This window comes from bacterium (genome assembly GCA_022616075.1).
In the GTDB taxonomy this organism is placed as follows: Bacteria; Acidobacteriota; HRBIN11; order JAKEFK01; family JAKEFK01; genus JAKEFK01.
The window spans coordinates 17425-38869 of sequence record JAKEFK010000185.1; the positions used below are offsets into that span (position 1 = coordinate 17425).

10 protein-coding genes are annotated in these 21445 nt (G+C 48.6%); 6 read left to right on the forward strand and 4 right to left on the reverse strand.

Features of this window, described 5'->3' with window-relative positions:
- Window positions 1-213: 213 nt before the first annotated feature.
- Window positions 214-1800, reverse strand: a complete 1587-nt coding sequence (locus L0156_14760; GenBank protein MCI0604256.1) for a hypothetical protein — start codon at window positions 1798-1800, stop codon at window positions 214-216.
- Window positions 1801-2062: 262 nt separating this feature from the next.
- On the opposite strand from L0156_14760, the gene L0156_14765 reads away from it, so the two are divergent.
- From L0156_14765 to L0156_14785, 5 genes are all read left to right on the forward strand, one after another.
- On the forward strand, window positions 2063-4105 hold the full coding sequence (locus tag L0156_14765; GenBank protein MCI0604257.1) for a sulfatase-like hydrolase/transferase: 2043 nt from the start codon (window positions 2063-2065) through the stop codon (window positions 4103-4105).
- Window positions 4106-4289: 184 nt separating this feature from the next.
- Window positions 4290-4997, forward strand: a complete 708-nt coding sequence (locus tag L0156_14770; GenBank protein ID MCI0604258.1) for a glycosyltransferase family 2 protein — start codon at window positions 4290-4292, stop codon at window positions 4995-4997.
- Window positions 4994-6379 carry an FAD-dependent oxidoreductase gene (locus L0156_14775; GenBank protein ID MCI0604259.1) on the forward strand — a complete coding sequence of 462 codons (1386 nt, stop codon included), beginning with the start codon at window positions 4994-4996 and terminating at the stop codon, window positions 6377-6379. The genes L0156_14770 and L0156_14775 overlap by 4 nt, the downstream gene beginning before the upstream one ends.
- 10 nt (window positions 6380-6389) lie before the next feature.
- Window positions 6390-7277: a glycosyltransferase gene (locus L0156_14780; protein MCI0604260.1), complete on the forward strand. Its 888-nt coding sequence runs from the start codon at window positions 6390-6392 to the stop codon at window positions 7275-7277.
- Window positions 7278-7662: 385 nt separating this feature from the next.
- Window positions 7663-12114 carry a protein kinase gene (locus L0156_14785; protein ID MCI0604261.1) on the forward strand — a complete coding sequence of 1484 codons (4452 nt, stop codon included), beginning with the start codon at window positions 7663-7665 and terminating at the stop codon, window positions 12112-12114.
- A 12-nt stretch (window positions 12115-12126) separates the two neighbouring features.
- Here L0156_14785 and L0156_14790 read toward each other — a convergent pair whose 3' ends face one another.
- Window positions 12127-15042 carry a carboxypeptidase regulatory-like domain-containing protein gene (locus L0156_14790; GenBank protein ID MCI0604262.1) on the reverse strand — a complete coding sequence of 972 codons (2916 nt, stop codon included), beginning with the start codon at window positions 15040-15042 and terminating at the stop codon, window positions 12127-12129.
- Window positions 15043-15213: 171 nt separating this feature from the next.
- Here L0156_14790 and L0156_14795 point away from each other — a divergent pair, with 171 nt between their 5' ends.
- The gene (locus tag L0156_14795) at window positions 15214-17244 is read left to right on the forward strand and encodes a tetratricopeptide repeat protein (protein MCI0604263.1); all 2031 of its coding nucleotides are present in this window, start codon (window positions 15214-15216) and stop codon (window positions 17242-17244) included.
- Between the two features lie 256 nt (window positions 17245-17500).
- On the opposite strand, the gene L0156_14800 is transcribed toward L0156_14795, so the two are convergent.
- Both L0156_14800 and L0156_14805 read right to left on the reverse strand, forming a co-directional pair.
- Window positions 17501-19351, reverse strand: coding sequence for a sulfatase-like hydrolase/transferase (locus L0156_14800; protein ID MCI0604264.1), 1851 nt, complete (start codon window positions 19349-19351; stop codon window positions 17501-17503).
- 4 nt (window positions 19352-19355) lie between these two features.
- Entirely contained in the window at window positions 19356-21305 is a 1950-nt protein-coding gene (locus L0156_14805) for a hypothetical protein (protein MCI0604265.1), read from the reverse strand.
- Between the last annotated feature and the right edge of the window lie 140 nt (window positions 21306-21445).

Genomic DNA, 21445 nt, shown 5'->3' on the forward strand with positions numbered 1-21445 from the left:
AAAACGACGATGCCGGCAGAATGCCGGCGGTCATTTATGCCAGCCTGGAGGCTGGCGCTCATCTACCGGCAGCAAAGATGAGCGCCGCCATTCTGGCGGCATTGATGTCCGCCGGCTAAAAGCGGCGGATACTGTAAGCAGTATCCTTTTCGTTGGATTTAAACCAGTCGATTTCATCGTTCGGACCGGCAAAGAAACCATCCACTATTGATCTCATTTCGGAAGACCGAGTAATTCCTTATCCTTTTCCTCCATGTCCTGGAGCCTTACACCGAACATCATCTTCTCGCAATAAAAATAAGGAAGTGCATAGGGCGCCGAAGGTTGAAAAACGGGGTTGGACTGTAGTTCAGGCGTTCTTGCCACTTGATGAAATATTTCGCGAGCCGGATTCCCAACGGACGCATTTCTGTAGTTGTAAACGGCTTGAATGCTCTGGTACATCATCGGTTTCAGCACACCAACGGATCCGAGTATCAATAGTAGCGCGGCTCCCAGTTTTGCCTTCTGAAAAGGAATTTGTGAAATATGAGTCGCAAAAAGGAAGAAGAAGATCCAGGTGGGAAGCAGCATCCCTCTCATGCAAAAATTGTTGAATCCCGAGTAGGCTACGAAATCGGTCAGAACAAAGAAAAAAAACGAGCATAGAAAGTAGGCTCGCTGCTTCGCGCTGAATTGTTTGTAAATAGCAAGCAGCATCAGCGGAATTCCACAAAATTCCACCAGTGGAATGAGAGTAAGGTACAGGGGAAAACCAAGTGCTTTGTCGATCCAGAAATGCTTCGTTAGGGGAAGATTGAAGCTGGAAATAACAAAATGCTGTGAGCCTACCTTGCCTAAATACAAAAACATTGGAGATAACAAAAGCAGAAAGGCCAGCACCGTCACGATAGGCGATCTGCGGGCACGATGCAGAACCACCTTCCGTTCGATCCATAGAAGAGCAAGGACCGGAAGAAATGCAAAAATGCTGGAATAGAAGGAATGAATCAACAATAAGAATATCACCGCAGTTTTTTTGGTTGCTGACCCAACCCGATAGAATCGTGCCACAACAAAAAAGAGAATCAGTGAGTAAAAAGCAGCGAAATGATGAATAGTCCAGAACATGGTTGTGTAAAACGAGGAGATCTGAGTGTTTCCACGAAACCAGGAGTACTTCTGCCACCATTCGAAATTCTGGAGGCTTAGCAGGGGAAAGAAGATCCAGTCGAGGCCGCCAAAAAAAGAGCAAAGAAATAAAAAGAGTCGCACTTGAAAACGAGTTCTGAAAAACAAAAGCGCAACTTCCAGCAGGCTGAAAACAATTAAATAGGAATAAATCAGATTTCCTAGAAAAATGGCGTCCTTGATCGTGATGAATGGAATCAGCAACTTCAGAACTGCAAAAGGAATCAATGAGCAGTAATAAAATGAGAAGAGGTAGTCCTGATTTAGATAATGTTGGAGCGGGAAGGAAGGGGATAGAGTCATACTGATTAGTTCTGCAAGTCTGTAATAGTCGTCTCCTAAAGCTCGAACCACGCCGGGAACCTGCCATTCCATGGGATAAGATAGCCGGGGGAGGTTCATTAAGATCCAGAACAGAAGGCTCATGGCGGTTGTGATCGAGTCGGAGTGAAGTGCTCTTCCTCGCACACGTGCAGGAAATATGACAAAGATGGCGGCGGACAGAAATCCTATATATGCGAACGGCAAAAGTTTTGTCGGAAGCCGGAGAAGATTGAACACCGAAAGACTGACGATGTTGGCAAGAAAAACTGCGATAAGAATCTTTGAGTTACAATTATATCTGATCAATGATTAGACCCTGCACGAGCTTGGTCGAAACCATCCTCTACCACCCCCGCCAGAGTCAAGATCGGCGCTTCAAACCGCGCGAGCTATGAACAGCGTAACATCTACACCCGATCTATTACCCATTGTATCTTCATCTCCTGCCGCACGGCAATTTTTGTAAGCAATTGTTTTTGGGGTCGCATTCACGACCGCGTTTACTTGCCACAAACACATCGAAAGGCGTACACTGAAGTGGGGGAAACAGGGTGACGATTTCAACCGAATGCAGAAAGCTGTTTCTCTCTGGAAAATCCTGAACCGGGATATCACGGTCGGGATCATTTTCAGCCTTTCGATCGGTTTCTTTGATTTGCTGGCTACTACCATTTTCAAGCCAGCACGATTCGCTTCCTTCAGCTTAATGCTGACTCCGCTGATCGCATCAATCTTAATTGCATTTTTGGTGTATCTCGTTTTATCGCTTTTACTTCACTTGTTCGATTCCGATCAAAGGATCGGCCCTTTGAATATCCCGCTTGCCGCCTTTCTTGCAAGCCTTGCGGTGATCTTGCAAGAGAAGCGTTTAATTTCGCGTGCTCTCAGACCCTCTCAGGAAATTATGATGCTGGGAATCGCGTTCATTTTGTCTTTTTTCGTTGCTTTTGCAGCGCATCAACTTATGCGAAAGGCGTTTGAATCAGAAAGGAAAAGGTGGATTGAAGCGACGTTATTTGCGCTTCCTGTGCTGATTTGTGAAATGTGGTTGATCACGTGGAGGCAGATCTATCACGGAGAGCCTTTGTTTTCGTCAAGCTCAATTCTATTAAATGGTTTCTTGATCCTTTGCTGCGCTTTGAGCTGGCTCGGCTTTTATCGAACAAACTTTCGTGCCAAGGTCCGGATAGTTCGACTCCTGGCGGTTCTCACCATTTGCAGCCCGTTGTTGGGTGGGCTTCAGATAGATCAGGCTTCGGCATCGGCGCAGTCAACATCGGATCATCTGAAAATCCGGCATGTGATGTTGATCACCATCGACACGCTTCGCGCGGACACATTAGCGGCTTATGGAGGAACCGGGATTTCCACAACAGAGATGGATCAACTTGCGAGTGGCAGCACCGTTTTTTCCTCGACATATGCAGTTTCCCCGTGGACGCTTCCGTCTGCTGCATCTCTGTTGACCGGACATTCTCCTCTGACGCACCAAGCACTCGAGCGCGAATCACGGCTACCAGAAAATCTTCCAACTCTGGCCGAATACATGCAAAACGCGGGATACAAAACAGAAGCGATCGGAGATAACGTTTATCTTGCGAGAAACAATTTTTCCAAAGGGTTCGATGAATTCAATATCTACCCGAAAAGCACAGATCGAACCCTGGGGACTTTCTTCCTGAACTTTCTTTTCCCGCGAACCTTTCGCCCGGAAGCGCAAACCAGCGATCTTACTGACATGGCAATTGATTGGTTAAAAGGACATCACAGCGATCCTTTTTTTCTCTGGCTCCATTATTTCGACCCCCATATTCCATATTCACCTCCTGCTTCGTACTTGCCCACCGATGTTGATTCCAACATCGCGAACCGTTTCGACCGCCTGACACATATCAGAGCGGGTCATCTTTTTCCGTCTTCGGAAGAAAAGAAATGGATCCAAAGCTTGTACCTGGCTGAAGTCCGTTACGTCGATGATCAGATTGGTAAAATCGTAAACGAAATGAAGGAGCTTGGAATTTACGACGAAACACTTTTGATTTTAACTTCTGATCACGGAGAAGAATTCTGGGAGCATGGCGGATTTGAGCATGGGCACAGTCACTTTGAAGAGCTCCTCCGCGTCCCGCTAATCGTGAAACTTCCAGGCTCCAAACTGCGCGGAGTTCGCATAGATACGGTCGTTTCAGGGGAAAGCGTCACTCCTACGATTTTGGATCTGTGCGGTATTCCTTATCATGATGAGTATCTGTCGCGGAGATCCCTCTTCCAGCAGTTGAGCGGAGAGCATCCCGCATCTCAATGGAATTCTGATCCGATTATTGTTGCCGGAACCCTATATTACGAACCTCGCATATCTGTGATCTTCAACGGACTGAAATATACCAGGCTTCTGGTCAGCGGGAATGAGCAAACATTTAACCTTCGTGAGGATCCACACGAAAGACAAACGACTCATGATCGCTCCGTGCTGGAGACAGCACGCCAATTATTGTCTGAAAAATCGGAAACAGCGGACAGGATCAGGCAGCGCCTTGGCTTGAAAAAAGAGACCACACCTCTGAACGAAGAAACGGAAAAACAGCTTAAGGCTCTGGGCTATTTGCAATAACAGCGAGTTGACGCATGTAGCATATGCCGGCTAAAAGCCGGCGGACATCAATGCCGCCAGAATGGCGGTGCTCATCTTTGTAGCGGTCAGATGAGCGCCAGCCTCCAGGCTGGCATAAATGACCGCCGGCATTTTGCCGGCGTAGTTTCTCTGCTAGTATTAACGCTTTGTATGGCGGTGTGGATTGCCTGATTCCCTGTCTATTGTTATGCCCGTTTTCAACGAGCAGGATGTGATTGCGGATGTCCTGAGTGAGTTCGCGCAGGTTCTCCAGAGATTTGAGCGGCCGGAGTTTATCGTCGTCAACGATTGCAGTACCGACCAAACTGGAATGATTCTTCAGTCTGTGCAAACACTGATTCCGTACTTACGTGTAATCAATCTGCCACAAAATCGGGGCCATGGAGCAGCCCTTGCGAGAGCCTTTCGCGAAGCCACGGGTGAATTGATATTTCATTGCGACAGCGACCGTCAGTTTGTTGCGGAAGATTTCTGGTTGTTATATCAAAAAATGGAAGAAGAAGGACTGAACGCTGTGATCGGTTGGCGCGGAAAACGAAAGGATCCGTTCGCGCGTCTCTTGCTCAGCCGCCTTCTGCAAACATTTTTGTTCCTGCTATTTGGTGTTCTGCTTCCTGACAGCAATTCCCCCTTCCGTTTGTACAGAAGAGAAGCGTTGGATCGCCTTTTGTTGGTCCTGCCGGAGCAGCCGATGGTCCCATCAATTCTTATGGCAGTCGGCGCTAAAAAGATGAAGATGAATGTGGGTTGGGTCGAGGTTCGTCATCGGGCGCGCACAACCGGCAAGTCGTTCTTGCGAAGCTGGAAGATATTTCGGTTGTGCATTCCTGCATTCCGTGAAGTGCTTCAGTTTAAGCGTCAACTCCCATGAATCACCCCGTGAATGATCCAAAGATTGTAATCCTGGGAATGGGTGCTTGCGGTCTTGGGGCTGCCTGGAGATTGCAGGAACTTGGATATACCAATTACAAGATTTTTGAAAGGAATGCTTATCCTGGCGGTCTGGCGTACTCAGTCACAGATGAGATGGGTTTCACATGGGATATCGGAGGGCATGTTCAATTTTCCCATTACCGGTATTTTGATCACTTAATGGATCTCCTCATGGGTGACGAATGGGTGTTCCATGAACGAAGCTCCTGGGTTTGGATCCGCGATCGCTTTGTTCCATATCCGTTTCAAAATAACATTCGCTATTTGGCTCGGGAAGATATTTGGAAATGCCTGTCGGGATTGATCGAACTGTACAAACATCCTTCCTTGCAACCGAAAACCTTTCGCGACTGGATTCTGAGCGTTTTCGGTAAAGGAATTGCAGAGCTTTTTCTGTTGCCTTACAACTTTAAAGTATGGGCGTATCCTCCAGAAAAATTATCCTACAATTGGATCGCCGATCGAGTTTCCGTAGTCGATCTAGCGCGAATCATCGAGAATATTCTTTTTGAACGTGATGATGTTTCCTGGGGTCCGAATAATCGCTTTCGCTTTCCGCTCAAGGGAGGCACGGGAGAAATCTGGAAAAGACTCTATGAACGGCTGGATCACAGTAGAACATATCTGACCCATGAAGTAGTCAGGGTGGATACGAAGAAACGTCTCGTTGCATTTGACAATGGCCGACAGGAACCCTATGACGCTTTGATCACCACGCTTCCCCTGGATCGATTCCTGCTGCTTTCGGATTTAGAGGAGAGGTCTGCTGCGGAGAAACTTGTACACTCATCTACCAACATCATAGGAATCGGACTGAAGGGACAGCCTCCCGAACATTTGAAAACGAAATGCTGGATGTATTTTCCCGAATCGAATTGTCCATTCTATCGAGTTACTGTGTTTTCGAACTACTCTCCTTTCAATACCCCGGACCCCAAACAATACTGGTCTCTGATGGCTGAAGTTTCAGAATCTTGCGATAAAATGGTAAAGCACGAAGCAATTTCGCGAGAGGTAATCGAGGGGGCACTCAATACGAGGTTGATCACAAATCGTGAGGCTATCGTGGATCTCTGGTTTCATCACGAGCCTTATGGATATCCGACACCCACATTGCAAAGAGACGAGGCGTTGAGAGTGCTTCTCACTCTGGAGGAGTTGGCAATTTTTTCCAGAGGAAGATTCGGTGGATGGAAGTATGAAGTTTCCAATCAGGATCACTCCTTGATGCAAGGGGTTGAAGCAGTGAACAGGATTCTTCTGAATCAGGAGGAACTTACGCTGTGGAATCCACACAAAGCAAATCTAGGCGGGAATTAGAGGTGATCCATTGAGCGCCCCCACCTTCTCCATTGTAATTCCCACGTATGGCCGCCCCTCTTTATTGCAGGAATGTCTTAATTCAATCTCAAGACTGGTCTATCCACGTGAGTGTTTTGAAGTGATCGTAGTTGATGATGGGGGTCCCGAGCCGCTCGACTGTATCGTGGATAACCTCAGGTCACAATTGAATGTGAAATTGATTCGTCAATTTCATGCCGGACCAGCAGCTGCACGAAATAGAGGCGCCTCGGCAGCGCGTAACGAGTATGTAGTTTTTATTGACGATGATTGTATTCCGCACGAGGATTGGTTGCAGAAATTTGCCGGAAGATTTCAGATCACGCCCGATCATGGGATCGGAGGAAGAGTCATCAACAGGCTCCAGGAAAATGTGTACTTAGCAGCCTCCCAACTTCTCGCTGACTTTCTCTATTCCTATTACAACGGAAACGAGCCAGGTACGGCGCAATTCTTAAGTTCAAACAATCTTTCGTTTCCAGTGAAATCATTTTTTGAGATCGGTGGATTTAATACAGTCTTCCCCGGAGCCGCGGCAGAGGATCGCGAACTTTGTATGCGGTGGCTGCAATCAAAACGCTTGCTGACCTACGAACCTGAGGCGAAGGTTTCTCACGGTTATCCGATTAGCCTCAGAGGATTTTGGAAGAAGCATTTCAATTATGGCTACGGGGCCGCTCTCTTGCACGACATCCTTAAGGAGCGCAACGGTGCTTCTATTCCGGTAGAACCGCCTTCGTTTTATTGGGACCTCCTTCGACATCCATCGCGTCAAGGCGCTTCGCGCTCGGCCATACTGGCTGCACTTGTGGCGATATCTCAGATCGCAAATGCTTCAGGATATTTCTCGCATAAGGTGCGAGGAATCCGGAACTAAGTAGTTTGAAGTAGCAGCTCATGGAAGGCCCAAAGGATTCTCCACCATATGGTTGAATATTCAAGACAACTTGACAACACGTTTCACGCGGTATCGGATCCAACGAGGCGGCCATTCTCAAAATTCTGTCGGAGCGGCAACCACGCGTTACCGGAATCGCAAAATCCTTTCCCTATTCATTAAAACGCGATTTCCAAGCATCTCAAGGTGCTGATCCCTGCCACGTGCGAAGAGGTATTCCAGCCTGCCATTATTCCATTCATCATGGAAAATCACCTTACATAAAATATAGGAAATCACCGGTGCCGGGGCGCACATCCATTTCTAACCTGCGAACGACCCAGTTGGCGGTTCCTCCAAAAGAATGCGAAAATACGAGAACAGGATGAATGACAATTCTGATTCACCTCTTAAGGACGGAACTGGTTCCCTATCAGACCTTCCCACTACAGATGCTCCTCCGCGTCCGCAAAGGCGGATTATAGCCGACCGGTACGAGATCCGTTCGAAATTAGGCAAGGGAGGAATGGGCGAGGTATGGCATGCGTACGACCTGAAACTGCGGGTCGAAGTCGCTCTGAAATCGTTGCGCGTGGATTTAAAAGGGAATCACGGGCATGCAGAAGCGCTCAGACGAGAAGTTCGAACCGCGCGCGAAGTGATTTCTCCCAACGTTTGCAGAATCTTTGATCTCGTTGTTGAAGAAGACTCCGAACTGATCTCGATGGAATACATCGATGGAATCACCCTCATAACACTGCTCATCCGAAAAGGTCCGTTGAATCTGCGTGAGGCAAGGGATATTGCGGCGCAATTTCTTGCTGGTCTCGAAGCGATCCATCAGGCCGGCATGGTTCACCGCGACTTGAAGCCTGAAAACATCATGATTACACGCACGGGCCGAGTTGTGGTGATGGATTTTGGAGTTGCGAAGGAATTAACACAGTTGGATGGAACCATTTCAGGAACGATTCCCTATATGTCTCCAGAGCAAATGGCCGGAGAGAGGATCGATGTTCGTACAGACATTTTTTCAGCTGGAGTGGTGTTGGCAGAAATGATTCATCCGGATGGAGTGATCAGCCAGAAAACGCGCGAAGCGATCTGGAATACCATTCGGAAAAATCCGATGCAACTGCCTGACACTCCCTGGAAAGGAGTCATCGTTCGCGCTGTTGCCGCGAACGCATTAGACAGGTTTCCGTCGGCTGCGGCAGTGGCTCGTGCACTCGAAGAAGTAACGCAAAGAATCGAGACCATCGAAGAACGAAGACCGTATCCCGGTCTTGCTTCATTTTCAGCATCGGAAGCAGAATATTTTTTCGGTCGTGAATTAGAAGTAGAAATGCTGATCAAGAAATTGCAGCAACTGCATTTCATGGCTTTGATCGGCCCATCCGGAACAGGAAAGACTTCGATGCTTCGTGCGGGACTCATTCCGGCCCTTCCACTCGGCTGGAGCTATGTGTTGTGTTTTCCGGGTGATGCCCCGATGGTGAATCTTGCGCAGGAACTTGCCTCAAAACTTTCCGGGGATGCTGAGGCCTTCGCCAAAATGATTCGTTTCGAAGAACCGGATGTTTCTGTTTCGATTTTGCAGCGTTGGCGCCAGAGACATCCGGAAGCGCTTCTGATTGTGGATCGATTTGAAGAGCTCTTCACATTAAACAACTCCGAAACTCAATCCAAATTTGCGGAACTGCTTGGACGAGCCGTGTTAGAAGCAGACCTTCGCGTGCTTTTAACAATGCGGGATGATTTCCTGATGTTTTGCCACCAGCAACCATCGCTCACTCCTGTTTTTTCAGAGCTCAGCGGTCTTTCGCAACTAACAGGAGCCGCTTTGCGGCGAGCTCTGGTCCAGCCGGCCTTGAAATGTGGCTACCGTTTTGAAGATGAAGCACTGGTAGATGAAATTCTCACAGATGTGGAAAAAGAGCGTGGCGCCTTACCCTTGATGGCATTTGCGGCGGGGCGGTTGTGGGAAAAAAAGGAACGGCAACTGGGAGTTTTAACACGCGCAGCTTACAGAGAAATTGGCGGAGTGGCCGGTGCGCTTGCACAACATGCGGAAGCAACGATGGAGCGAATCGGAACAGAACGCCAACCGGTTGTGCGGGAGATTTTCCGCAACCTGATTACTGCACAAAACACAAGAGCGGCCCGAGACACGGAGGAGCTGTTGAGTGTTTTTCCGCAGAAAAATGAGGCCGAAGAAGTATTGCGAATGTTGATCGATGCAAGGCTTGTCACTTCGTTTGAAGCCCCGGCTGCAGAAGGGGAAAAGCCCAGAAGTCGCGTGGAAATCATCCATGAATCGCTGCTGAGCAATTGGCCACGATTGGTTCGGTGGCAGACACAGGATGCGGACAGCGCACAGCTTCGCGATCAATTGCGACAGGCAGCGCAGCTCTGGGAACAACGAAACCGCTCGGAAGATTTGCTATGGACCGGCGGGGCATTCCTGGAATTTCAAGCATGGAGAGAGCGTTATTCAGGAGGGTTGAGTTCCGTAGAAGAATCCTTCGCGCAGGCGATGACCATTCGAGCCACAAGGCGGCGCAGACAACAAAGAGCTTTGGTGACTGCTACTATCATAGTACTACTCATTGTTCTGGTCACGATCGGTGCCTTCTGGCGCAGCGCGGAAGTGGCGCGCAAGGATGCTGTTCTGGAAACACGACGGGCCGAGGCAGGAAAGCTGCTGGCTCTGGGACGGGGAGAGTTGGAAACCGATCCAAATGCGGCTCTTGCTTATTCTCTGGCTGCCACGGAATTGGCCGACACGCCCGAAGGACGCATCTTTGCGTTAAGAGCATTGTGGAATGGACCGCTCGCAAGGTTAACAGAGTTGCCCATCAGGCCTCTTTCGTTCGGTGATTTTGACCCTGAGGGCAAACAGCTTGTCATCGGAGGTGTAGGCGGTGTGCAACTTCTTGATCTGCGTGGTTCCCCACCGCTCTTTCTTAGCGAATCCCTATCCAGGACCGGCTGGCAGGCATGGCCGCAGTTTTCGCCTAATAAAGACCTGATCATCTGGAGATCTTCGGAAAACTTGCGAGTGATTACGGTCTGGTCTGTAACTCAGAAAAAAGTGGTTCGCGAATTTGCGATGGAAGGATACACCGGCCTTCTTGTAAGAGGAGGAAAAGCTTTCTTGACTACAGACATGACCGGTCAAGTTGAGAAGACTGGTAAATTTGGACAGGTTCTTGTGCGGACCTGGGAATTTGATTCTCACGAACCAATTGTGGTTGGCCAATGGAACAGAGAAGAAACCGCCGCCTGGGATATCGATCCGAAGGGAAAACTGCTGGCATTCGGGAAAGGCAATGGTGTTTATGCAATCTCATTAGATCGTCCTGGAACTTCATCGGGGACATTGCTCGAAAAACACAACGCAGAGGTAACCGCAGTGACTTTTCATCCGGACGGCGAACAGGTCGCTTCCGCCGACGCTTCAGGCGAAATCCGTATCTGGCCTGTGACTGCAAATTCAAAGAAAGAACGTCGCGTCTTTTTTGAAAAAGAGGCGGCGCTGGGATTATACTTTGACCACTCAGGCTCACATCTGGCAATTAAAGCCGGTGAAAGAAGTGTTCGCATCAAGGATTTGTTAGCTCCTTCTGAAACTGAATCGCGTCTTCTGTTTCAGGCGGGATTGGATAGTGTTTTTCATGTGGCATTCCATCCGACCGACCCATGGGTCGCCGTGGTCGGTCGGGAACGGCTTCGATTTTACCCGCTCGATCATCCGTACCCTTTTTTCTTCAAGGGAACCGGTCAGATCGGTTCCTTTGATATCGGTTTTACTCCGGATGGCCGTTCACTTGTCACTGCCTTCCCCCTGGTTGCGCCCTTACAACTCTGGCACGTGCCGGGTGAACCGGCTCATCCACGACGAGATGTAGGGAAAATTCTCGAAGCAATCTCTAGAATCGCAATCGATCCTGTGGGCAGATATGTTTTGGTATGTTCGGGGCCAAATACTTATCTGCTGTCGCTTCAAGATGGAACTACTCAGGTTTTGTCGGAGCTACTTCGCGGAGTGGAGCGTTCCGTTGCATTTTCCACCGATGGCAAGCTGGCGGCTAGTGCAGCTGCAATCGGTCCGCCCGAAAATCTGGGCATCGAAATCTGGAATCTTGAAGACAAAGGCGTCCGCTTATTGGACCAAAGTAAAGGCAAATCATTCCACTCACTAAAATTTTCCCGCGACGGAACTGTTTTCTCAGGAGACGCAGAGGGAAATGTTTGGCAGTGGGATCTGAGAAAGAACACAGGCACTGTCATAGCAAAGGGCAAAGGAATCGTTTTCGATCTAGACGTTTCCGGAAGCGGACGTTACGTTGTTGCTGCTGTCGTCTCGGCAAAGCACCTGGGGGAGTTCGAACGAGCAACGTGGGAACTGATTCTCTATGATGTTTCAGAAAAAAAATCAAGCAGCATCACTTCTCATGGCAATCGCGTCTGCAGCGTTGCTTTTGATCCTGGAGAAAAAAGGCTTGTCACCGGTGATAGGGAGGGCATAGTCAGGGTTGGACCAATTACGGACGATGCGCCGCCACATCTGTTATTCGGGAGTGAAACACCCGTGCTGAACATTGCAGTGCATCCGAATGGAAAATGGATTGCTTCCGCTGAAAGAGGCCGCGCCAGTGTACGTCTCTGGTCTATGCCTTCAGGAACGCCTTTCCATACGCTACCTCGTGACGAGTTTCTCAACCGTCTGCGCGCGTTGACGAACGTTCGCGTGGTGAAAGACAACTATGCCTCAACGGGGTATCGTATCGACCTAGCGCCCTTCCCCGGATGGGAAAAAATACCCACATGGTGATTTCAGATTTCTTCAAAAACTGTAGCGCACTCCTAATCGTGCGGCGCGCGGCGACAATACTTGCTGGATCTTGTTAAAGTTTCTTCGGTTGATATCTCTGTTTCTCGAAAGCACAGTACCTTCATTCGTCAGGTTGAATATATCGAGAATCAATCCAATCCGTCCGTAGTCTTTCATTTGAATACCCTTCTCAATTCTGAAATCCAGAATGAACTTGTTGTCATAAAGCCTGCTTCCAAATGGTTCCACAAGAATTCTCCGGAAAGGACTTCCCTGGTAAGCGGCAAAAGTCGGGTCTAAGATGACGGCTGAGAGAACGTAAGGATAACCCTGTTGAAAGCGCATGTTGGCGCCAAGAGAAATATTCCATGGCAGTAGATACACTCCGCTCATTTTCAGATACCATTCTGCAAACGTCGGAAACGTCGGCGCTAATCGATCGAACGCCCAGAATGATTGCCCGTCCAGGAAAGGAAGGTTTGTCGGATCAAACTGAAAGGGACGTCCAGGGAATCCGCCGGCTCCGGTTGGCCGGGCCAACGAGTCTCCACCGTTGTAGTGCGCAGTCTGTCTTTGCAGTGTAAGCGACCCGTTCAACAGGAAGTTTTTGCTCATTCTTTTGCGCAGCGTGATGTCAAGCCCGTGATAGGTTTGCCGGTAATCTCTGATATTTGTATAGACCCCTACGCCATCGTGCACGAAGCGCAATCGAAAATAGGGAACCTCAAAATGCCCGAGCGTCGTATCGAATTCCAGTGTTCCGGCAGGTAAATAATCTTCGGTCGTAACACCAACAGGGATGTTGAACTGAAAATTTCCGTAGCGCCGATAAGTGTAATTCAGTCCGACCGAAAGATCTTTGGCTACTTCACGCTCAACGCCCGCAATCCATTCATCAATCCACGCATTGGAAAGGTCCGGATCGGTTCGATGCTTATCCAGGAATGCATCGAGATCAAATCCTCCTCGTGTCAATCCCCCGTAGTAGCTGGGAGGACTGACCAGCTCATCCGGCGTTATTTCGCGGTCTCCGTTTAAGTTTGAATAGAAGAATCTGGCTCCGTTGAACGTATAGGTTGGATTTGAATAGAGGACGGAAAAATTATCGAATACTTCATAGTATCGCGCGTAGTTGCCTCGTAGAAGTGTTTTCCCATCTCCTGTGAGATCGTAGGTAGCTCCGATTCTTGGAGAAAAATCGCTTAGCACGATTCCGGGATCCCCTCCGGGATAATCGAAAGCCCCAACAAGTTGTTCGAAACCGGGTACGGCTTCTATATGGGAAGGCAGATTCTCACCGGTTCGGTAGTCGAATCTCGCTCCCAGACTCAGTGTCAATCTGTCTTTGCGGTAGGTGTCGCTTACATAAAAGGAAGTACCGTGAAAGGTTGACCGGCCATCCACCGCATGCTGTGCAAAAACAACTCCGGAAGTGAGTGGACCATGAGACACTGTCTGATAAAGATCATAAATGAAAACACCGTTGCCGTAGCTGCTGAAAGTGTGGGAGGTTGTAGTACTGTATTCGAAACCGAACTTCAGTTCGTGATCCCCGCCAAGAAAATTCTCTTTAAAGGAATTGCCTTCCAGAATTAGATTATGCGTCGGATTGGTAACAGGGCCTCCAAAGATCGTACTTTCCCATTGAGGAATCGCAGCAAGAAAGATCATGGGCACATCGCTTCCGCCTCTCGGGACAAATTCGAAGTCGTTACCAATGTATCCGTAACGCGCGCTGATCAAAGTGTGATCGTTTGGTATCCAGGTGTGCTGTAAGCTCCAGACTCCATGCAGCACGTTGTCTGAGGGTCCCTGATCGACTAACGTCTCAGGGCTTTGCTGACCTGGAAAGTAAACGCGGCCGCTCTTGTACTTCTCGGGAAGAAAATAACTGAATTGCGATTCATGGTCCTGGTTCCAATGTGCATTTAGCTTGAAATTGTAGTCTCTCAAAGTGGTACTGTCGGCGACATCCTGAATCGTGAATTGGTCGATATCGTTGTTCCTGAAGGCGCTCCAAAGAAATAACCTGTCCTTAATGAGTGGTCCTCCGATGTCCAGGCCATATTCGTAAACTTTGTGAATCCGATTAGATCCCTCCGCCGGCTTTCCAGTTTCAGGATTGATGATTGGATTGTCCAGCAGTTCCTGAGGTGTATTCGTACTCTGTAATGCTTCGCTTATAAAGTAGTAGGAAGCATTGGCAGCCCACTGGTTACCGCCACGTTTAGTAACAATGTTAATTGCCACACCGCCTGTTTTGATGGAGGCATCGTTTCCGCCTGTGCTGATCTGAATTTCTTCGAAGGCATCAAAGTCGTAATATTGAGCGCCGATATTCAGGCCGTCATAGTTCCATCCGTTGTTTCGGAAACGATCTCCGCGCGCGAAAAAAACGTTTTGATTTCCGGATTCCAAAGCGGCTACATTAAAGCGATCAGAATCTATCCCGGGAGTCAGATCAATGATGTACCATGGATCACGGCTACTCGGTATCTGATCCAAATACTCACGGGAATACGACGTGTTGTTGCCCGCCGACGTTCTGTCCAGTAAAGGGCTATCGGCGACAACAGTGATTTCTTCCGCTACCACAGGTTTCATGATGATCTGCAATTGGACATGACCGCCTACAACAACTCGAATTTGTTTCTGTTTTACCTCCGTAAAACCATCGAGATGGAACGTTGCCGTATACATTTCCGGTGGCAGGTTCGTGAATCGGAAAGCCCCTGCGGCTCCACTGACTGCGGAGATGGGAGGCATGACGCCGCATTCCAGTTCTATACTGACACCCGGTAGTATTCCACCGTTTTGATCGATGATTTTTCCGTAAATGTTTCCTGTTTTTGTAGCAATTTGTGCATTCACTCCAAAACTGAACAAGATGAAAATGAACGGAAGGAATATTCGCAAACATCTGTTCATGGTAACCTCCTAAGGCAACTGGATGACCTGTGAGTCAGATGCATTCTTGCCCCCAATTCTTCCGATATGCTAGACTGACCGTAAACACTGAATCTACGAAATGGACCATGAAATGTCCTTCGATTCCCCTGAATCTTTTATGAATTTTTTCTGAATGATTCACTCGACGCTATGTCTAACAACGGAACGGCTTTATACGAGTTCTCAGATTTCCGCTTAGACGTTCCTGAGCGGCTTTTGCTTCGAAAAGGGAAACGTGTTTCGCTTTCTGAAAAAGCTTTTCAGACACTTTGTGTTCTTGTCGAACAAGCGCCTCACCTTGTGACGAAAAATGATTTGATGTCAAAGGTATGGCCGGACACGATTGTGGAAGAGAACAATTTGGATAAAAGCGTATCGGCTCTCAGACAGGCTCTGGGTGACAGAAAAGGAAAGGCGAGATTCATTGAGACGGTGCGTGGACATGGCTACAGGTTTGTTCCTAAAGTCCGATGCATCAATTCGGAAGAGCGTTCAACAGATAACGGAAAATCTCAGATTGATTTCCCAGTTCAAAAAAATCACACGAGAAATACTGTTCTTGTTGCAAGCGTGTTCCTCATTTTGGTAGTTGCTGCCATTCTTTTTGCTCCGTTGAAAAGAGAGAGCCAGCAAAATACCGGCACATCAGGAATTCAATCCGTGGCCGTGATGCCGTTTGTGAACTTGAGCAATGACAACGATCAAGATTATTTTGCCGATGGTCTCGCAGAAGATATCCTGAACGCTTTAGCAAAGAATCCAAAATTGCGGGTCGTAACGCGAAATTCGGCGTTTGGATTTAAAGGAACCAATGAAGATCTGAGCGCGATTGGCAAAAAGTTAGACGTTGCAAATATCCTGAGCGGGAGCGTGCGAAAAGACGCAAGACAATTGCGGATCACAGCAAAACTGGTGCGTGTGGCGGATGGATCGCAAGTCTGGTCTGAAACCTATGACCGCGAAGTGAAAGATGTTTTCGAAATTCAGAGTGATGTTGCAACACAGATCGCTACCGCTCTGCAAGCTAAGTTTTCTCCGTCCCAGAAGAAGCGAATGGAAAAGAATCCGACGGTCAGTATCACTGCATATGACTATTACCTGAAGGGCCGGGAATATTACATAAGACGGCACAAAGAGGATAACGAACGTTCGATTCAGCTCTTTCAGAAGGCACTGGAGGTCGATCCCAATTTTGCCTTGGCCTATACGGGGCTTGCTGATGCTTATCACAAACGATCCTATTTGTTTGGACTTCCTGAATCCTGGCTTGATGAATCGATCAAAGCATGTCAGAAAGCGATTGCAATTGACCCTGATCTGCCCGAAGCTTATGAAGTGCTTTCCAAAGGTTATGAGTCTAAGAGGAATATTGCGAAGAGTGTGGAAGCCGCACAAAAAGCACTTGTCTTGAATCCGAATTCGTCCAATGCGATGGGAATGTATTCCCTTTATCTAACCGAAACCGGGAAGCTTGTTGAAGCACTGGAGTTGGCAAAAAAAGTTGTAGCTCTCAGCCCAACAGATTCCTGGTCTTATTACAATTTGGGATCGATCTATATGGAGTTAAATGATCTAACTCAGGCAAAGTCCTGGTCGAAAAGAAGCCTCGAGCTTCAACCAGATTTCACTTTCCCGGTCTATTTGCTTGCGATGATTAGTCTGATCCAGGGCAACGTTGCAGAAGCCCGCGATTTTGCCGGAAAAGTAGTGGCGATTGATCCAAGCACTCTAAATCTTGCACTGGTTGGCAGGGTTGAGTTATACGCCGGAAACTACGACAAAGCGGAGGAACAATACCGCAAGGCACATTTGCCGATGGGCGCTAAATGGATTAGGCACTGGATGCAATATAGTTTTGCGCTCTTGAAGATGGGACGGATCGAGGATGCAACAAAAATTTTAGAAAGAAGCAAGAAAACTATTCACGAAGTCGAAATACTGAGTCGTAGTGATCTTTATAACCTAGCCGCCATCTCAGCGATGGAAGGAAACAAGCCCGAAGCCTACCTGTGGCTGCAAAAATCGATCGATGCAGGAAACTTGTGCTACCACACAATGATTAACGACCCACTATTTGAAACCCTTCACGATGAAACCAGATTTCGTGAGATGATGAAGAAGCTCGAAAACAGACTCGCAGAAATGCGGAAAAGCGCGGCTAGCAAAATCGTAAGTGACTGAACCGCTCAAGCCAGTTTGGCGAGCTTTGCATCGATTAACTTATCCATGTAGGCTGTATACGTCTCTACGGCAGAGCTTTTTCTTTGAAACGACATCGAGCCAGAGCTCATAAAGTCTGATCTTGGCAAAAACTGCTAGGAACCCGGAATGGAAGTAGGTTGAAGTAGAGTCTCATGCACACTCTCTATCAATTTTCTGGCCCTCATCCGCCCGGGCCATTGGAATCAGCCAGACAATTCCGGTTACTGCATCGATGTTAGAGGTAACCAAGCGCTTCTAATTGTTCGCGAACATCACTTTCCGGTGACTGCAGATCGTACAGACGTTGTGGCAAACGGCTTTTCATCGCGCTTCTAAGATATTCCAAAACAGGCGGAGCAGTGGAGATCAAGTTGTGTTCCTCATTCGGATCAGAGCTCAAATCGTAAAGCTCTTCATATGCCGGAACCGGGTGGGTCAGTTCACGGCGATCGAAATTCCAGATGAGTTTGTAGCCATTCATCCGCACGTAATATCGCGAGCGTGACGAATCTCCGGAACCCTGCTGAAGTTCACCGAAGCTCACGCGCGGTTGAGATTCCGTTCCCTTTAAAATTGGAATCAGACTTTCGCCATCGATTTTGTTCGCCATCTTTTGACCCGTAATTTCCAGAATCGTTGGCGCCAGATCAACAAGCCTCACTTGATGTGAAATTCTTGTTTTCATTTGCGACTTTCCGGGAAACCGGATCAATAAAGGAACAAGCACGCAGGTTTCATAAAGATATTCGCCGTGATCAAAATACCAACCGTGTTCAGTCAGGCTCTCACCATGATCAGCCGTAAAAATCACAACTGTATTTTGATCCAACTTAAGTTCTTTTAACTTATCCATCAATAAGCCGAACTGCGAATCGGTGTATGAAATTTCCCGATCATACGCTTGTTTCACTCGTTCTACACGCGAGGGGTCGGAGAGGATTTGACGCTTGATCTCAGCCGGCTGGGAATAGTCGAATACAGCCGCGGTATCGCGATGAGAGCTGGTAACGTTGGATGGATCGATGTGGGGGCCATGCGGATCGAAATAGTGCACCATCAGGAAAAACGGCCGATTCCTTTTACCAGAAAGCCAGCTCAGGACATCGCGTGTCGTAGCTTCCGCGGGACGTTCGCGGTGTTCCAGATGGTATCCGATGACGGAACCGGTCAGTCGCACGAGCACGCGAGGAACAGTCAACTTCAAAATAGAATCGGGAAAAATCCGGGTACAAGAAAAATCTTCTCCATAATGAGCAAACTTAGTGGACAGACCGACCGAATCATTCTTTAACGTCCAGCCGCTCACAAATGCCGCTGTTTCGTATCCGGCTTTCGCCAGAGTTTCTGGAACCGTAATCAGATTTTTGCTGAGGCGAATCCCATTCGCAGGAACGCCGTGACGATGCGGATACAAGCCGGTCAACATCGTGACGTGCGAAGGACCTGTTAGTGGAATCGGTGAAACAGCATCTTCAAACAGGACGCTTTGCCGCGCGAGCGCATCAATGTGAGGGGTCCGAGCGGCTTGATATCCATAACAACCCAACCTGTCTCTGCGCAGTGTATCCACTGAAATCAACAAAATATTGGGCTTACCCTTTGCTGATGCATCCTGAGTCGCGATCCTGGAACGATTCCAGAATGAGAATAAGATACAAATCAACAGGAGAAAACCTGAGAGAACTTGCCAGGGTCTGACGTTCTCAAGCAAGGAAACGCGCCGGATCAACCTGTTGAAAGACCATGTCAAAAAAGAGATAAGGAGAAGGGTTCCAACGATGCTCCAAGAGAAATGGAGCCCGGCCGTGCGCATCACTAACGCGATCCGAAATGACAAAAACAGCGCGATGGGAATCGCTACCGCTGAACCGGACTTCATCCTTTGGTCGGACGTTAGCCGCAAAGCAATGAGGTTCCACAAGAACGTGGCGGCAGAGCAGAGCAGACCGAATCCAATGCATCCGTATACAAGAAATAATACGAACTCGAAAGGGGAGACCTTCAGCGGCTGAAGCAGTACGAAGAGCAACTCCAGTGCTATCACCAGGAAGCCTACCCAGAACGAAAGGACGATCAGCTTGCGCATGTACTCATTGGATTGAGCTTACCACCAAACTGAAAACCCCACGATCAGTGCCCGCGTAGTAGGTATCCGGATGTGCGGGATTTATTAGAAGGTTCCAGACTGCAAAAGGACCGGGACTCCTGGAATCAAAAACCGACCAGCTTTCACCGCCATCACTTGAATGAAAGATTCCCGCTTCGCCTGCAGCGTATACATGTTGATGATTTCTTGCATCCACATCAACGAAGTTATACCAGGAATCCGGAAGTCCATTTGTCTTCCTCACCCAAGTCTGACCGGCATCTATGCTTTTGAATACAGAAGTATATGTTGCTACGTACATCGTACTAGAATCCGAAGGATCCGGAACAATAGCACGTATCGAACTTTGATCGAGGCCGGCGCTCCGGTCGATCCAGGTTTCTCCGGCATTGCCGCTGACAAAGAGCTTGCCGCTGCCGGTTCCTGCGTAAATCTTCGAGGATTCCTTTGGATGAACGGTAATGACCCAAACATCTTTTGCTGTAAGACCGTTATTTAACAATTTCCATGATTTGCCGAGATCTTTGCTTCGCGCCACACCAAGCTGGGTCGTTCGATTGCCGGTTTTGTTAAACGGCGCCACATACAAAGTCTTTTGATCACCAGGGTCGAACGCAACGCATCGCGCGCAGCCATAATTCACTCCGGAGAAATGTTTTCCCGCCTCCCAATTTTTCCCTCCATCTTTGCTGAATACAATGGCTCCTGGTTTATCCTTTCTGGCACCGGCCGCGACAATCAAATCAGGATTGACAGGATGAACAGCAACGTCGCTGAAATAGAATGCAGAGCTCCGGCTTCTCAGAGGAAGATCCCAGGCGTGGCCTCCGTTCAGGCTAAGGTAAACTTGCTGACCGGCTACGGCTAACAAACGGTTCGGGACTTTTGGATGGACAATCAGGCGAACGACGTTTAAAGCATCAAGCTGATCGTTTCTCGTTTCCCATGAGTTTCCACGATCCTTTGAACGCGCGACTCCCGCGCCAAAACCCCCTACAAATACCAATTCCGGATGCGCGGGATGTACTGCCACAGAAAGAAAAATCGACGCAATGTAAGGGTGAGGGCTGAACCATTCCCATGTAGCCCCCTTGTCTGCGCTGCGAAGGGCTCCTTCTCCTGCTGCGTAAAGAATGTCCGGGTTTTTTGGATCCAACGCGAGACTTCTAGCAGAACACTTGCAACCTCTGGATTTCCACTGAAATCCGCCATCCGTTGTGCGGAAAATGCCGTTCACTCCGCCGGCATAAAGTGTCCTCGTATCCTTTGGATCAATGACAAGAGCATGAGCCGGATCCGTGAGCTTCAAACCAGTGCTTGCCAAACGCCATGATTCCCCTCCATCCGTTGTCTTGTACACCTGCCTGGAGGGCATTAAGACGTACACGGTTTCCGGATGATTGGGATCCACTTCCAGTTGAGGAGTATCCACACAGCATCTTGCCTGAGTCGTTAAAGATAATCCCGAATTTTTGGCGATCCAGCTTCGCCCGCTATCTGTGCTTTTAAAGACTCCATGGTAGTAACTAATAGCGTAGAGAACCGCCGAATTCGACGGATGAAATTCAAAGTCGTAGAAGCTGTCCTCTTCAAAAGGATATTGAAAGACTTGTGTCCACGTAACTCCATCATCAAGACTCTCAAAGATGCCGTTCGCATAGTTGGCTGCAATTATGATTTCCGGCGATTTCGGATGCATTCGTACGTTGAATTCTCCGCCAGGAATCTGCACTCTCTGCCATGTGAGTCCCTGGTCGACGCTTCGAAAGAGCCCGTCAAACTCGCTGGCAAAGATCAGCTGTTCATTTGCAGGTGAAAAAGCAAAGGAGTGGAAGTACCCTCCATAGGGTCCGTAGGATGTCCAAAGATCCTTATCACCCCAGGCAAACTGTGAGAGCAGAAGAAGCACTAAAAACGCTGCTGACAATCGCATACGCAACACGGGGACGGCTACGCAGCGCGGGCATTTTGCCCCGCATTAGGGGCCGCAGGCATCCTGCCTGCAAATTCGCGGACTTGAAGTCCGCGGCCCGTAATGCAGGCTGAAAGCCTGCGCTCCGTTTGACCCAGGAT